Source organism: Streptomyces sp. TS71-3 (assembly GCF_018327685.1).
Taxonomy (GTDB): domain Bacteria; phylum Actinomycetota; class Actinomycetes; order Streptomycetales; family Streptomycetaceae; genus Streptomyces.
Genome location: NZ_BNEL01000003.1, coordinates 932913 through 947618, shown reverse-complemented (window position 1 = coordinate 947618; position 14706 = coordinate 932913). Strand labels below are relative to the sequence as shown.

At 73.5% G+C, this 14706-nt stretch carries 10 protein-coding genes, 1 tRNA gene and 1 pseudogene; 4 read left to right on the top strand and 8 right to left on the bottom strand.

The window, feature by feature from the left end:
• Positions 1-113 precede the first annotated feature (113 nt).
• From Sm713_RS28395 to Sm713_RS28380, 4 genes are all read right to left on the bottom strand, one after another.
• Positions 114-1904 carry a class E sortase gene (locus Sm713_RS28395; protein ID WP_308293197.1) on the bottom strand — a complete coding sequence of 597 codons (1791 nt, stop codon included), beginning with the start codon at positions 1902-1904 and terminating at the stop codon, positions 114-116.
• Positions 1901-2623 (bottom strand): aminodeoxychorismate/anthranilate synthase component II, encoded by a 723-nt coding sequence (locus tag Sm713_RS28390; protein ID WP_212912870.1) that lies wholly within the window; start codon positions 2621-2623, stop codon positions 1901-1903. Before Sm713_RS28390 ends, Sm713_RS28395 begins: the two co-directional genes overlap by 4 nt.
• The gene (locus tag Sm713_RS28385; protein ID WP_212912869.1) at positions 2623-2811 is read right to left on the bottom strand and encodes a hypothetical protein; all 189 of its coding nucleotides are present in this window, start codon (positions 2809-2811) and stop codon (positions 2623-2625) included. The genes Sm713_RS28390 and Sm713_RS28385 overlap by 1 nt, the downstream gene beginning before the upstream one ends.
• Positions 2812-3060: 249 nt before the next feature.
• The gene (locus tag Sm713_RS28380) at positions 3061-3882 is read right to left on the bottom strand and encodes a DUF881 domain-containing protein (protein ID WP_212912868.1); all 822 of its coding nucleotides are present in this window, start codon (positions 3880-3882) and stop codon (positions 3061-3063) included.
• A gap of 219 nt (positions 3883-4101) precedes the next feature.
• Here Sm713_RS28380 and crgA point away from each other — a divergent pair, with 219 nt between their 5' ends.
• Entirely contained in the window at positions 4102-4356 is a 255-nt protein-coding gene (gene crgA, locus Sm713_RS28375; RefSeq protein WP_212912867.1) for a cell division protein CrgA, read from the top strand.
• A 582-nt stretch (positions 4357-4938) separates the two neighbouring features.
• Here the strand turns inward: crgA and Sm713_RS28370 are convergent.
• Together Sm713_RS28370 and Sm713_RS28365 are read right to left on the bottom strand one after the other, a co-directional pair.
• On the bottom strand, positions 4939-5883 hold the full coding sequence (locus tag Sm713_RS28370; protein ID WP_212912866.1) for a rhomboid family intramembrane serine protease: 945 nt from the start codon (positions 5881-5883) through the stop codon (positions 4939-4941).
• 317 nt (positions 5884-6200) lie between these two features.
• Complete coding sequence (locus Sm713_RS28365; protein WP_212912865.1) at positions 6201-6734, bottom strand: peptidylprolyl isomerase; 534 nt, start codon at positions 6732-6734, stop codon at positions 6201-6203.
• A gap of 412 nt (positions 6735-7146) precedes the next feature.
• Here Sm713_RS28365 and Sm713_RS28360 point away from each other — a divergent pair, with 412 nt between their 5' ends.
• Positions 7147-7893 (top strand): DUF5324 family protein, encoded by a 747-nt coding sequence (locus tag Sm713_RS28360; RefSeq protein ID WP_212912864.1) that lies wholly within the window; start codon positions 7147-7149, stop codon positions 7891-7893.
• A 1387-nt stretch (positions 7894-9280) separates the two neighbouring features.
• Here the strand turns inward: Sm713_RS28360 and Sm713_RS28355 are convergent.
• Positions 9281-9353, bottom strand: a tRNA-Ala gene (locus Sm713_RS28355).
• Positions 9354-9543: 190 nt separating this feature from the next.
• On the opposite strand from Sm713_RS28355, the gene Sm713_RS28350 reads away from it, so the two are divergent.
• Positions 9544-10092 carry a DNA-binding protein gene (locus Sm713_RS28350; RefSeq protein WP_212912863.1) on the top strand — a complete coding sequence of 183 codons (549 nt, stop codon included), beginning with the start codon at positions 9544-9546 and terminating at the stop codon, positions 10090-10092.
• A 45-nt stretch (positions 10093-10137) separates the two neighbouring features.
• Positions 10138-11029 (top strand): annotated as a pseudogene (locus Sm713_RS28345) (serine/threonine-protein kinase); the annotation flags it as partial.
• 1826 nt (positions 11030-12855) lie between these two features.
• On the opposite strand, the gene Sm713_RS28340 reads toward Sm713_RS28345, so the two are convergent.
• Complete coding sequence (locus Sm713_RS28340; RefSeq protein ID WP_212912862.1) at positions 12856-14625, bottom strand: hypothetical protein; 1770 nt, start codon at positions 14623-14625, stop codon at positions 12856-12858.
• Positions 14626-14706: the final 81 nt, after the last annotated feature.

Below are 14706 nucleotides of genomic sequence, written 5' to 3'. Positions count from 1 at the left end.
TGTCCGTTCCGGCCCGGCCGGCGGCCGCGGGCCCGCCCGGCCCGGCGCATTCAGCCGGTGCTGTCCGTATCAGTCTGCCTTGTCCGGGGGGCTGTTAGTCCGGCTGTGGGCGCTCAGTTGACGAGTGCCTTGGGCTTGCCCTCGGCGCGCGGCCGCTCCTCCACCATCTTTCCCCAGACGATCAGCCGGTACTTGCTGGTGTATTCGGGAGTGCAGGTGGTCAGGGTGATGTACCGGCCGGGCTCGGTGAAGCCCGAACCGGGCGGTATGGGGCCGATCACGCCGATGTTGCTCGGCGCCGTCTGCGGCAGCAGGCTGGTGACCTTGTAGACGTAGTACTCGTCCTGCGTCTCGACGACGATGTCGTCGCCGCGCACCAGGTGGTTGATGTAACGGAACGGCTCGCCGTGGGTGTTGCGGTGGCCCGCCACGGCGAAGTTGCCCGTCTTGGCGTCGGGCATCGCCGTCTGGATGTCGTCGGGCCCGCCGTAGTGGCCGACCATGCCGCGGTCGAGGACCTTGTGCTTGTCGGTGCCCTGGGCGATCGGCACGATCACGTCCAGCTTGGGGATGTGCATGATGGCGAAGCCCTGGCCGGGCGCGAAGACCCCCGGCTTGCCCTTGCCGTTCGCCCAGTCGGTCTGGATGCGCTGCGCGGCGCCGTCCGCCTCCTCGTGGGCCCGGACGTTCGTCCACCAGAGCTGGTAGGCGACGAACAGCAGCATCAGCACGCCCATGCTGATGAAGAACTCGCCGATCGCCCGGCTGGCGACCACGCCGGCGCTGGGCTTGGCCGCGCGGGCGGCGCGGCGCGCCTCCACCCGGCTCAGCGGTGCGGACTCCGCCTCGCTCTCGCCGCCGCTCTGCTCGCCGGCGGCCTCGGCCGGCTCCCCGCCGGCCCGGTGGCCCCGCGCGCGGTGCCCGCCGCGGCCTGCGGCCCTGCTGTCGTGCCGCGCTCCGGCCCGGCGTCTGCCTCCGCCGCCACCGCGCTGTTTGGCGGCCCTCCGCCGCGCGGCCCGGCCGCCCGCCGCGGCTGCCCCGGCGAGCCCGGCCGCCGCGGCGGCTCCCCCGGCTGCTCCCGCGGAGCCGGCGGCGCCGGCCGCCGCCCCGTCCGAGCTCTGGTCAGCGGCGTGGCGTGCCTCGCCCGCGTTCAGGCTGACCGTCGTCTCGTCCGTGACCGCCGGCTCGTAGGAGTCGTCTCCCACACCCGGCTCGTAGGCGGGCTCCGGGGCGGGCTGAGCGGCCGCCTGAAGGCCTTCCGGGGCCGGGGACCTGCGGCGGGACGACGGGCGCCCGGGCGGGGGTTGGTGAGGCTGATGAGGCTGGGGGTGATGCGGCTGGTGTGGATGCTGGGGTTGCTGGGGTTGCTGGGGCTGGTGCGGGTCCTGGAACGGCCGCGGGGCGGGGAACTCCGGGGCCTGGGACGGCTCCTCGTGGAACCACCCGGGCGAGTGACGGCCCGCCGCGGCGGCGGGTTGACCCGACGGCTGCGCGTACCCGGTGGCGTACGCCCCGGCCGACCCGTCCTGCGCCGGAGCGCCGCGCCCGTGCCGGCCCGCACCGCTCCCGCCCAACGGGTCATGGGTGGCGGCGCCTTGGCCGGGCAGGGGGTCGTTCAGGGGGTCGGCGAGCTGCTCGACGGCCGCCTCGAAGCCCGACGCGTCCCCGTACGCGCCCGCGTGGAAGCGGTCCGCGTCGCCGTAGGAAGCGGCCCCGTACGCCGTGGTGCTCCTCAGGAACGGGTCCTCCGGCTGCTCCCCGAACGGGAGGTGGTTCCCGGAGGCGGGCGGCTCCCCGAACGCGGACTGCTCCCCGAACGCCGAATGCTCCCCGTGGGCGTACGCGTCCTGCGCGTCGTACTCGCCGTACGGGGCTCCGTCGCGCTCGGGGCGCAGTGCGGTCACGCCGAGGCCCTGCCCACCACGGGCGCGAGGCCCGCGGATCGCTGTACCGCGCCCTCGTCGCCGCACTGCGCGAGCCAGTTGGCCAGCATCAGATGGCCGTGCTCCGTGAGCACGGACTCGGGGTGGAACTGGACGCCCTCGATCGGGAGGTCCCGGTGGCGGACGCCCATCACGATGCCGTCGCGGGTGCGGGCGGTGACCTCCAACTCGGCGGGCACGGTGGTGGGTTCGGCGGCGAGGGAGTGGTAGCGCGTGGCGATGAAGGGGGACGGCAGGCCGGCGAAGACGCCGCGGCCGCCGTGCTCGATGGGCGAGGTCTTTCCGTGCAGCAGCTCGGGGGCGCGGTCGACCACGCCCCCGTACGCCACCACCATGGACTGCATGCCGAGACAGACGCCGAACACCGGTGTGCCGGTTTCGGCGCAGGCGCGCACCATGTCGACGCTGACGCCCGCCTTCTCGGGGGTGCCGGGGCCCGGGGAGAGCAGCACGCCGTCGAAGCCGCCGTCCTGCTGGGCGTGGGCCGGGGTGACGGCGTCGTTCCTGAGGACCTCGCACTCGGCGCCCAGCTGGTGGAGGTACTGGACGAGGTTGAAGACGAAGCTGTCGTAGTTGTCGACGACCAGGACGCGGGCGGGGCGGTCGGCGCCGGGACGGCCGTCGCCGCCGGCGGCCAGGGGCCCGGTCGCGCCGCCGGGCGCGCGGAGCAGGCCGGTCATCAGGGAGCCACCGGTCCCGGCCACGGCGCGCTGCCGTTGACCGTGACGTCGTTGAAGGGGAGCAGGGGCTCGGCCCAGGGGAAGACGTACTGGAAGAGGGCGTAGACCACGATCATGACGAGGGCGAGCGAGAGCAGCGCCTTCACCCATGTGTTCCCCGGCAGATGCCGCCAGATCCAGCTGTACATGCCGTCCCTACTCGCCGTCGCTAAATCTTGCGTCCCCCAGACTACGGTGAGCGGAAGGGTACGTGGGCTGCCTGTGGACAACGTGACGCTCGCCTCGTTCCGTTGCGCCGGAGCGCACACCGGCCGCAGGCGCAGGGGCTCCCGCGTCCCGGCGCTCCCGCTCCCCGGCGCTCCCGCTCCCCGGCGCTCCCTTCGCGGACCCGGCCGCACCCGCCGTCCGGGGCGCTCGCGGTCGGGGGCCGGGCTGGGCTAGTGGAGCGGCTTGGCGTAGTGGAGGTCGACGGTGCCCTTGTAGCCGGGCAGCGTCCGGGTTCCCTCGTCCTTGACCTGCCAGCCGAGGCCATAGGCGTTCACGTACAGCATGTAGTTCTGGATCTCGGGGGAGTCTGCGAGGGCCTTCTGGAGGGCATCCGGGTCGCCGACGGCCGTCACCCGGTACGGCGGTGAGTAGACGCGGCCCTGGAGGATCAGGGTGTTGCCGACGCAGCGCACGGCGCTGGTGGAGATCAGCCGCTGGTCCATCACCTTGATGCCCCGGGCGCCGCCGTGCCACAGGGCGTTGACGACGGCCTGGAGGTCCTGCTGGTGGATCACCAGGTCGTTGGGCTGCGGCTCGGGGTAGCCGGGGAGCTTGGCGGTGGCGTCGGGCGGGGCGTCGTCCAGGGTGACGCTGACGGCCCCGCCGCGCAGCGTCCTGGTGGCCGCCTCCTGCTCCAGCGCGGTGAGCGTGTCGTCCTCCGCCTTGGTGCGTCCGTCGTCGCGGGCGGCGAGGGACTCTATGTCGTCGCGGAGCGCGCCGTTGGTGTTCTCCAGGGCGGCGTTGCCGCGGCTGCGCTCCTGGATGAGGTCGGACAGCTTCAGCAGGGAGGTGTCCGTGCGGATGTTGGTGCCCTTGGCGGTGTTGAAGCTGGTGACGAAGATCAGGCCCGCGAGCGCGAAGACCCCGGCGGCGACCACCGTGCCGCCGCGGTGCAGCGACACCCGCGAGGCCCGCGGGCGCCGGGCGCCGCCGGCGTGCGCGGGGCTGGTGCCGTGCCCCGGGGAGTCGGCAGAATCGCTCTGCTTGCTCAACGGTATCGTTACTCCTTACGGCTCCCCTGGGGGTACCTCCCACGGCCTTCAGACAGTGGGGGAGCCTTGAGGGCCTGGGAGATATGCCCAGGAAGGCACTACGCTAACGGACGCCCTGGGGAGCGCTAGGTGCCCCTCGTACTTCCCCTTGTACGCTGCCCGGGAGCCCGCCCACATTTCCCTGCGCGGCCACGCAGCGCATCGACAGGAGAGTTTCTCGTGCCGAAGTCACGCATCCGCAAGAAGGCTGATTTCACGCCGCCGCCCACCAAGCAGGCGGCCGCGATCAAGCTGACGAACCGTGCCTGGGTGGCGCCGGCGATGCTGGCGATGTTCCTGGTCGGCCTGGCCTGGATCGTCGTCTTCTACGTGACGGACGGGGACCTGCCGCTCAGCTCGCTGGGGAACTGGAACATCGTCGTCGGCTTCGGCTTCATCGCGGCGGGCTTCGGCGTCTCCACCCAGTGGAAGTGACGTCCTCCGCTGCGGGCCCGCGGCCGGCATGACGGTCCCGGAGGGCGCCCCGGGCGCCCTCCGGAGGCATGGAAACTTCCGGTGACGACGGGGTGGACAGCCTCTCACCAGGGATAACCCGCAGAGTTATCCACAGGCCTGTCCACACGTGGGGATATTCTGAAGATCTGTGGATAACCCACGGGGCGTTGACGCCGGTATGACTTCACGATCGATCCTGGTCCCGAAGTCGACTTGCCGTCACAGCCCGCCAAAGCCCTGGTCAGAGCCGTGCGGACGGATCCCCGTGGGGAGCGCGCCGGTCGTCGCGGGGCGCCGCCCACAGCTTGCACAAGATCGCCCACGGGCTGTGGACAACTTCTGCGGCGCCCGCCCGGCAGGGCGCTGGGCGTACGCCGTCGTAGTGAGCCCGTCACCGCGCGCCGCCTTGCAGGAGCGAGCGCCTGGGGTGAACGCCTCCGCGCGCACCGTGAGCGCATCAGGCGTGCGCCCGGCGCGGTGCCGGGCGGGCGCCGGGGGAACCTCAGTGCACCCGGCTGCGGGGGCGTCCGGCGGGCGTCGGCGCGCCCGGCCGCATGCGGCTCAGGTGATCGCCACCGTACGGGCCACGAGCACGATCGCCTCCACGAGCAGCACGGCCGCGCATGTGCCCCACTGCACCAGTGCCCGCCTGTTCCGCGGGGCGTGCACCATCGCGTAGGCCATCGCCACGCCTCCGACCAGGCCGCCGATGTGGGCCTGCCAGGCGATGCCGTTGATGCTGAACGTGAAGATCAGGTTGATCACGAGCAGGGCGATGACCGGGCGCATGTCGTAGCGGAGCCGGCGCACCAGGACCGCCGTGGCGCCGAAGAGGCCGTAGATAGCGCCGGAGGCGCCCAGCGAGGCCTGGCTCGGGGAGGCCAGCAGGTAGGTGAGGGCGCCGCCGGCCAGCCCGGACACCATGTACAGCGTGATGAAGCGGGCGCGGCCCAGAGCCGCCTCCAGCGGGCCGCCGAGCCACCACAGGCTGAGCATGTTGAACCCGATGTGCCAGATCTCCTGGTGCGCGAACATCGACGTGACCAGGCGGTACCACTCGCCGGACGCGAGGCCCTGCGTCGCGTGGTAGGCCACGCCCGGCGGGAAGAGGTTCCTGGGCGGCCAGCTTCCGATCAGCACCAGCTTGTCGACCAGGCTGTCGTTGACCTGGATCGCGATGAAGACGGCGATGTTGATCCCGATCAGGATCTTGGTGATCAGGCGCGGGTCGGACGTCACCGTGCCGCCCGCGATCGTGCGCGGGCGGCTGGCCGCCGGGCCGCCGGCGGAGCCGGAACCGGAGCCGGCGCGGACGCAGTCCGGGCACTGGAAGCCGACGGAGGCGCTCACCATGCACTCCGGGCAGATCGGGCGGTCGCAGCGGGTGCACCGCACGCCCGTCTGACGGTCGGGGTGGCGGTAGCAGGCCGGTGCACCTCCGGCGCCCTGCCCGCCCTGCCGGCCGTCCGGCGGCGGAAAGTCCGGCGCGTGGTCCGCCTGGCCCATGGGAATCCCCTCATTCTCCGTGCGAAGGCCCGGGGCAGCGCGGCTCCCGGGGCCTCACGGGCCCGGGCGGTACCCCCACCCCGGTGACTCTAGGGCCAGGACGGTACGCCCGGCCCCGCCCTTCCTTACGGACGGGCGGGGCATATTGGTTCCCGAACGGGCGCACGAATGCGGCCGGGCCCGTGCCTGGCCCGGCGGGGGGCCCACCGGGTGCCCCGGCGGGTGCCGCGGCGGGGTGCCCGGTGGCGGGGCATGCGGATGCCCGGCAGGAGGTCGGGCGGGGTGCCCGTCGGCGGGCTTCCCCGTGGAAGCGCCGTTCAGCCGTTGCGCGTCTCCAGCACGACCGACTCGATGACCACGTCGTTGACCGGACGGTCGGTGCGCGGGTTGGTCTGGGTACCCGCGATGGAGTCGATGACCTTCTGGCTGGCCGCGTCGGTGACCTCGCCGAAGATGGTGTGCTTGCGCGTGAGCCAGGCCGTCGGCGCGACGGTGATGAAGAACTGCGAGCCGTTCGTGCCCGGACCGGCGTTCGCCATCGCCAGCAGGTAGGGGCGGTCGAAGGCGAGGTCCGGGTGGAACTCGTCCTCGAAGGTGTAGCCCGGGCCGCCGGTGCCGTTGCCCAGCGGGTCGCCGCCCTGGATCATGAACCCGCTGATGACCCGGTGGAAGACCGTGCCGTCGTACAGACGGTCCGTGGACTTCTTGCCGGTCTCCGGGTGCACCCACTCCCGCTCGCCCTGGGCGAGCTCGACGAAGTTCTTGACCGTCTTCGGGGCGTGGTTCGGCAGCAGCCGCACCTCGATGTCGCCGTGGTTCGTCTTCAGGGTGGCGTAAAGCTGCTCAGCCACGATCTGCCTTCCGTTGTCTTCTAGGACCCCCCGATCCTCGCATGGACCGCTCCGGCGTCCGGCTGCGACGGCCGCCGACGCCCGCGCGCGGGTGCGTACGGGCACTCCGTCCGAGCGGCACGGCCGGCCTTACGCGGGGGGCCGTACGGGGCGGTCCGGGGCTGTCCGGGGCCTGGCTGGGGGTGTCCAGGGGCTGTCCACATTCTTCCAAGGCCTTTCCGGGGGCCTTCCTCGGCCCTTTCGGGGCCTGCCGCGCGCCTACCCGGGCCATTGCGGGGGAACCAGAGCAGACATCCCGCACCGGTCGTGACCCGGATGCCCGCCCTCGCATGCCAGGGCGCACTCCGACAGGCATGATCCGTAAAGGGGTGGAAAGGTGCAATACCGTACGCCACCAAGGAGGAGGATTCCCGTGAGTCGCATCGACAGCGTGCGCGCCGCGACGGACTCTGCGAGGGACAGCGTGATGCACGCCGCGGAAGTGGTGGCGCCCTACGCCGACACGGCCAAGGACCGGGCCACCCACTACGCCCACGAGGCCCGGGTGCGCATCGCTCCGAGGGTCGCGCTCGCCGCCGACCAGGCACGTGTCCAGTATGACGCGCATCTGGCACCGCGGGTCGAGCAGGCCATCAAGCAGGCGCGCTCGCATGTGCCGCCGGCGGTGGACGACGCGGCGGTGCGCACCCGCAAGGCCGCGCGGCAGGCAGCGGCCGCCACCGAGCAGGCCGTCGCGGTGACGCGACCGCGTATCGAGCAGGCCGTCTCCGCGGCCGGGCCCGCCGGCCATGAAGCCCTCTCGCGCAGCAGCGCGACGCTTGCCGCGCTGCGCGGGCAGGTGTCGGCGAAGGACGTCGAGAGGATCATCCGCCGCCGTGAGCGGCGCGCCCGTGCCGGCCGTGTGGCCAAGGGGATCGCGCTGTTCACCACCCTCGCGGGCGGCGCGTTCGTGGTGTGGAAGTGGTGGGACAAGCAGGCCAACCCGGAGTGGCTGGTCGAGCCGCCCGCCGCCACGGAGGTGCCGCCGGACAGCTCCTCGCTCTCCTCGGTCGACGGCAGCGGGGACAGCGGGCGCTCGCTCGACCCCGATGTGCGGGCCAAGCAGGAGGATGCGGAGTCCGCTGAGGAGGTTGCGCGGGAGCGACGCGAAGGGAAGTGATCGCGGGGCGCCCGGCGCACCCGCGTCCCCTCGGGGGTGCGCCCCGGTGTTCCCCCGAGGGCCCTGGCGCCCCCTGCCTTCGCCTCTCCTCGTGCCCCTCGTGCTCGTGCGTGCGGCGCTTGTGCACCGGTGCTCTTTCAGTACCGGAAGCCCTCGGCCTGAAACCGCCGGGGGCTTCCTTCTGCCGGTTGTCCTGGGCCGGTCTTCCTGGGCCCGCTGCCCTGTGCCGGTTGTCCTGGGCTGGTCTCTCCCTGTGCCGGTCGTCCTGGGCCGGTTGTGTCTCGGGGGCTCGTTTTCTGTGGTGCGGGAGGATCGCCCTCCGGGCTCGTCCTCAAACGCCGGACGGGCTCGGGTGGTGGCGGTTGGTTTCGCTGTACCCGAACGCCGGGTGGCGCTGCGGTCGTCCTCAAGCGCCGGACCGGCTGAAGCCGTGCCTGGAGCGTTCGCCAGGCCCGAACGCGGGCGCCCGCCGTCGTCCTCAAGTGCCGGACCGCGTGGACGGGGTGAAACAGGACACATCGCGCCATGTCCATGCCGGTTCGGGTGTCCGGATCGGTATTGGCCTCGGTGCGGAGATGACGGGTGTCGCCGGCCGGGTCCGTGTCGATGCAGCGGCCAGTGCAAAGGTCCATTTTTTGATCATGGAGGACGGTTCCGCCCCGTCCGGCTCGCGGGTCGCGTGAATTGCCGGGGTTATGTCTGCTGCTTGTCGGGGCGTGCTCCTGGCGGCCCTCACGATGATGAGTCGTCCTTCCCCGCGGTTCCCCTGGAGATCTTTCGGAGATCGCTCCGGCAGTCCTTCTCCGCAACTCTTTCCGGTCGGCCGGCTCCGTGTTCCCGCGCTGCCCTCACAACGGAAGTCCGTTAAAAGAAACGCGCCACGGGGACGGGAAAGCGACCGGCCTGAATTGGCCCACAGGCGCCAGACCCTGAGCCGGTCGTCAGTGCAGTCGTCAGTGCAGTCGTCAGTGCAAGGGCGCGGCCCGTCCCCATGCGTCACGCGGGCCCCAGGAGAATGACAGTTCGCGCTCTCATCCGCCCCATCCGCCCCCTCATGCGCTGTCGCTCGCCCCAATGCATCTGGGGCCCCGGGACCCGGGGATCCGGGAGCCCGTACCCCGATCCCCGGCCGGGCTGCTCGCACCGGAGCCGGAAGGGACGGTCCCCTCGGCCCCTGCCGTCGGCCCGCTGCCGTCGGCCCCGTGCTCGGCCCTGCGCGGTCGGTCGTCCTGATACGCGCGTACGCAATACGGTGTTCCACGGGGCCCTGCGCACGACGGCCTGGGTGCGGAGTCCATATGCGTGCACGCGCGCGTGCCCGGCCCGGGTACGTGCGAAAGGCCCCTCCGGTCCGCGTTTCCGCGGGTCGGAGGGGCCTTTCGGGATGTGGAGCCTAGGGGAGTCGAACCCCTGACATCTGCCATGCAAAGACAGCGCTCTACCAACTGAGCTAAGGCCCCTCGGGGGAGGCGTCCGGCCGTGGTCCGCGGATCATCCTCGGACCGGTCGGCGCCGAGAACAGAGTACCGGGTCCCTCCCGGTATTCCGCAAAAGGATTGGGGTCCCGACAGACGACCACGCTCCGTAGGATGCCCCTCACGGGTTCGCTGGAGCGAACCGCGGTCCTTGGGGAAGCGATGGGGAGACGCAATGGATGCCACACAACAGGAAGCAACCGCCAGAGCCAGGGAGCTCCAGCGGAACTGGTACGGAGAGCCACTGGGGGCGCTCTTCCGCAGGCTGATCGATGACCTCGGCCTCAACCAGGCGCGCCTGGCGGGCGTGCTCGGGCTGTCGGCTCCGATGCTCTCCCAGTTGATGAGCGGCCAGCGCGCCAAGATCGGCAATCCCGCGGTCGTCCAGCGGGTGCAGCTTCTCCAGGAGCTCTCGGGGCAGGTCGCCAACGGCACCGTGAGCGCCGCCGAGGCCACCGACCGCATGGACGAGATCAAGAAGTCGCAGGGAGGCTCGGTGCTCAGCAACACCGCGCAGACGACGAACAGTTCGGGGGCCCCGACCGTCAAGCGCGTGGTGCGGGAGATCCAGTCGCTGCTGAGGTCGGTCGCCGCGGCCGGCGACATCATCGACGCGGCCGACTCGCTCGCCGCCAGCCACCCGGAACTGGCAGAGTTCCTGAGGGTGTACGGGGCGGGTCGCACGGCGGACGCGGTGGCGCACTACCAGGCGCACCAGAGCTGAGGCGGCGGCGAGCACCGCTGTCGCGCTGAAGGGGAGCGACGCACGATGGGCGAGGTCTTCGCCGGCCGGTACGAACTGGTCGACCCGATCGGGCGCGGGGGAGTCGGCGCCGTATGGCGCGCATGGGACCACCGGCGACGGCGGTACGTGGCCGCCAAGGTGCTGCAGCAGAGCGACGCGCACACCCTGCTGCGCTTCGTCCGCGAGCAGGCGCTGCGGATCGACCACCCGCATGTGCTCGCCCCGGCGAGCTGGGCAGCGGACGACGACAAGGTCCTCTTCACGATGGACCTGGTCGCCGGGGGGTCGCTGGCCCATCTGATCGGGGACTACGGGCCGTTGCCGCCCGCCTTCGTCTGCCTCCTGCTGGACCAGCTGCTGTCCGGGCTCGCCGCGGTCCACGCGGAGGGGGTGGTGCACCGCGACATCAAGCCGGCGAACGTGCTCCTGGAGGCGACCGGCACCGGACGGCCCCACCTGCGCCTCTCCGACTTCGGCATCTCGATGCGCAAGGGCGAGCCGCGGCTGACGGACACCAACTTCGTCGTCGGCACGCCCGGCTACTTCGCGCCGGAGCAGCTCGTCGGCTCCGAGCCGGACTTCCCGGCGGACCTCTTCGCCGTGGGCCTGGTGGCGCTCTACCTCCTCCAGGGGGCGAAGCCGGACGCGAAGGCGCTGGTGGACCTGTTCCGCGCGCACGGCACGCCCTCCGCACCGAAGGCCATCCCGGAGCCGCTCTGGCAGGTCATCGCCACCCTTCTGCAACCCGACCCGGACGCCCGCTTCCGCACCGCCACCGGCGCGCGCAAGGCACTGGCACAGGCCTCGGAGATGCTGCCCGAGCCCGGTCCCGACGACGAACTGGTCGAGGTCTTCGACCAGATCGGGCCCCTGCCCGTGGACTTCGGTCCCGACGGACCGCTCCGGGGGGCACCGCCCGTGCCGGGGCTCTGGGCGCACGGAGCGACGGCTTCCGGCTCCCAGGCAGGAGGGTGGCCGAGCGCGGGGGCCCAGCCGCGGCCCTCTCAGCCGGTCGCCCGGCCGGGGGCCACCGAACGGCCGGACGGCCACCGGCCGGACGGCGAGCCATCGGTCGGCAAGCGACCCATCGGCGAGCAACCGGTCGGCGGTGCGCCGGGCCCCCGGGCGCCCGGGGCGGGGCCCGCCATGTCCGACACCGGGAGCTTCCACCTGCCACCTCCTGGCCCGGAGCCGGGGACCGGAACGGGGGAGGGGGCAGGCCCTGGGGCAGGGAGTCGGCCTGGGGCAGGCAACGGGGCTGAGGCCGGGATCGGGCCAGGGGCCGGGGCCGGGGCTGGGGCTGGGGCTGGGGCTGGGGCTGGGGCTGGGGCTGGGGCTGGGCAGGGGACGGCGTCAGACGCGCGCGTGGGTTCCCTTTCACGAGCCTCTGAGGGTGCTTCCGGCTCGGACGCGGGCCCGGGTGCCGTTCCTGGCACGGGTACGGGATCCGGCGCGGTCGGCACGGGAACGGGATCCGGCGCCTCCCCCGGCACGGGCTCGGGACCCGATGAGGCCCCGGGTTCGGGCGCGGGATCCTCCGCGGCACTCTCCGCGGCATCCGGTGCGGCCTCTTCTTCGGATTCGGCGAGCGGCCCCGGCGGCGCAGGCTCCGTCTCAGGCGCGGGTCCCGACGCCGGCAGCGCCCCCGACGCCGGGAGTGCCCCTGGCGGGGCGCCCGGTGCCGCCTCCTTCACCGGTATGCCTGAGGCCCCCGGAGCCGCGCAGGCGCCGCACGAGGCCTCGGGGACGGGGTCAGGGCCGCGACAGCGGGACCCCCGGGCAGGGAGCCAGGAGACGGGCGCCGGGACCGGACAGGGGCACATCCCGGGCCCGGAGTCCGTGCCCGGCGAGGCATCCGCACCGGGCACGGCGCCCGGCGAGGACCACATGAGACCCGCCCCGGCCCCGGCAGCGGGCCACCACGCCCCGTACGCGGCACCGGGCGCACCGCACACGCCGTCCGCCCCGCACGAGGCACGGTCCACGCCGGCGCCGCCTGCGCACCAGGCGCGGCCCGCCCAGCCGTCCTCCCCCGCGGCGCCGCCGCGGGCGTACTCGGTGCAGCCCCTTCAGCAGTCCCCGCAGGGCATCCCGCACCACGGCCTGCCCGAGGGGCCGTCGTCGTTCCTCGGATCGCCGTCGCCGGACGCCTCCCAGACCCCGACCACGCCGGCGCAGCGTGAGACCTCGCCCACCCGTCCGTACACCGGTCAGCAGCCGCACGTTCCGCTGCCGCCGCAGAGCGGGACTCCCTACGAAGCGGTGCCCTACGAGCCGGCTTCCGCCGTGCTCACGCATCCGGGAGGGCCCGCCACCGACACGGCGCGGCCGGCGGCGGAGGACCCTGTTCCGCGCGCTTCCAGGCCGTCACGGCGCCGGCCGCGGCAGCGCAAGCCCGGGCCCTCCCCGAAGATCGCGGTGCCGATGCTCCTCGTCGCGCTCGCCTGCATCGTCTTCGGCATATGGGCCGTCATGCAGGGCTGACCGCAGGGCAGTTCGTCGTCTGGAGGGCACCTCAGAGGTGGCACCTCAGAGGTGCCACCTCAGGGGCCGTGCTTCAGGGACGGCGACAAGGAGGGCGCACCTGGCGCCGGGGTGCGCCGCACCTGGCGCACCCCCACCGTCGCGTGCCTCGTCCCTGCCGGGCACGGACCACAAGGCTGCACCGCAGGACACCCGGCACCGCAGGCGCCTCCCACGGCGCCCCCTGGCTCTGGTCTGGCCTCTAAGGCCCCGACACCCCTACCAAGCCCCCGGCGCCCCGTACGGGCCCGTGCCTCCCTGTGGCGCGCCGTGCCCGGCCGCGCCGCCGCGCTGCGCGGCGCCCAGGCCCGGGCCGACGCCCGTGCCGTACTCCGCGCGCCCGTGGCCCGCGCCGTACTCCCCGCCGTGCTGCGCGCCCGCCCCGGCGCCCCGGCCGGCACCGGCTCCGTACTCCACACGTCCGTACTCCACGCGCCCGTGCTCGTCGCCGTCACCGCCGGGGTACTCGGCCCCCTGGTCCCCGTAGCCGCCGTAACCGCCGTAGTCCGGACCCCAGTAGCCGCTGCCGTACCGTTCGGCGTCGCTGTAGCCGGGGACGTGGCCGAAGCCGTGTCCGGTGCCCGTGCCGGGGTCCGTGCCGTCGTCGGTGGCGGAGCCGGGGTCGCCGTCCGCGGCGTGGTCCGGGGTCCCGGTGGGCGTGGCCGCGGCCTTGCGGCGGGCCGGCGAGGGGCCCGGGGCCGCTGTCGCGTGCCGGCGCCGGGCCAGCAGCGTCCAGGTGGCGAGGACCAGCAGGAGGGCGGTTCCCACGCCGATCGCGGTGAAGCCGACCGGACGCAGGGAGTTGCCGTCCGCAGGGGAGGGCGTGGTGTCCCCGCCGGCGGTCGCCCCGCCGCCCGGGACGTCGAACAGCCCCTGGGGCTGCGGCGCCCCCGCGTAGCCGGGGCCTTCCTGCGCCGCTCCGCCGACCGCCACCCGCAGCGTGACGCCGTACCCGTCGTCGCCGGAGTCGTCGGCGAGCTGCTGGTTCAGATGGACCGCCAGGTAGTACCACCCCGCGAAGCGCACGGCCGCGATCTGGGGGTCGGTGGAGTAGCGGTTCCGGTACGAGACGGGTGCCGGTGAGGAGAGGGACGCCGACGCCCGGCTGCCGTCGTACGCGGCGTCCGCGGTGCCGACGCGGCCGCGCACCGGGTTGTACAGCCACGTCACCAGCGCGGCCCCCATGGACCCGCCGCCCGTCGAGCCGCCTGCGGCACCGCCCGGGCCGGTCAGTTCGGCCGTGGCCGAGACCCGCTGCCCCCAGCCGACGGGCACCCGGTAGAAGAGCGTCTGCCCGGGCCGTGCGCTGTCCCGCCAGATCCCCTGCCCGAGGTCGGCGGCGGTGCTGAAGCCGGTGCCGCCGCGCCGCTCCTCGGCCTGGCCCTGAGCGGGCGGGCTCGGCGGGGTGGAGCCGCCGTCACCGGGAGGGGTGGTCGGTCCGGGCGTGCGCAGGGTGGCGGGCTCGGAGGCGGTGCTCAGTTCGAGGCCCCACTCGTCCGACGGGGAGCCCGCGGAGCTCTCCCGCTCGACGACCAGGTAGTACGTGCCGGCCTGCTGGCAGGCGGAGGCGCTGGGATCGATGGTGCGCATCGCCATGGCGGCCACCGGCCAGGGGCTCTCCACCGAGCCGAACTGCGCGGTGCCGTCGGAGCACTCCTGGCCGCCTGCGTCCTGGAGGTGCACCTTGAGGCCGTCGGAGTAGTCCGCCTCCGTGCCGAGCCCTGGCACGGCCGTCACGGACGCGTAGACGTTCTCCGCGGTACCGAGTTCCATCCGGTAGTAGAGCGTGCCCTGGGAGCCGCCCGACGGGCCGATCGTGCTCCGGTAGGCGGCGCCCAGCTCGATCGTCTGGGCGGCTCCCTCGCTGCCCGCGCCCTGAACGGTGCGGGCCCGGGTGTCGTAGGCGTACGGATCGGAGACGTCCGGGTCCGCGACCGCGGCGCCCGGGAGCGCGGCCACCGCGCACAGGGCGGCCGTCGCGCAGAGCACGCTCCGAGCGGCCGCCGTGCGTATCGCGCCTCCGGCGGCGCCGGCGCCTCTCAGGGCGCCGCCGCTTCTTCCGGCGCCTCC

Excerpts from the sequence above, each read along its gene's own strand:
- Sm713_RS28390 (WP_212912870.1), bottom strand. The coding sequence starts at position 2,623 with ATGACCGGCCTGCTCCGCGCGCCCGGCGGCGCGACCGGGCCCCTGGCC.
- Sm713_RS28385 (WP_212912869.1), bottom strand. The coding sequence starts at position 2,811 with ATGTACAGCTGGATCTGGCGGCATCTGCCGGGGAACACATGGGTGAAG.
- Sm713_RS28370 (WP_212912866.1), bottom strand. The coding sequence starts at position 5,883 with ATGGGCCAGGCGGACCACGCGCCGGACTTTCCGCCGCCGGACGGCCGG.
- Sm713_RS28350 (WP_212912863.1), top strand. The coding sequence starts at position 9,544 with ATGGATGCCACACAACAGGAAGCAACCGCCAGAGCCAGGGAGCTCCAG.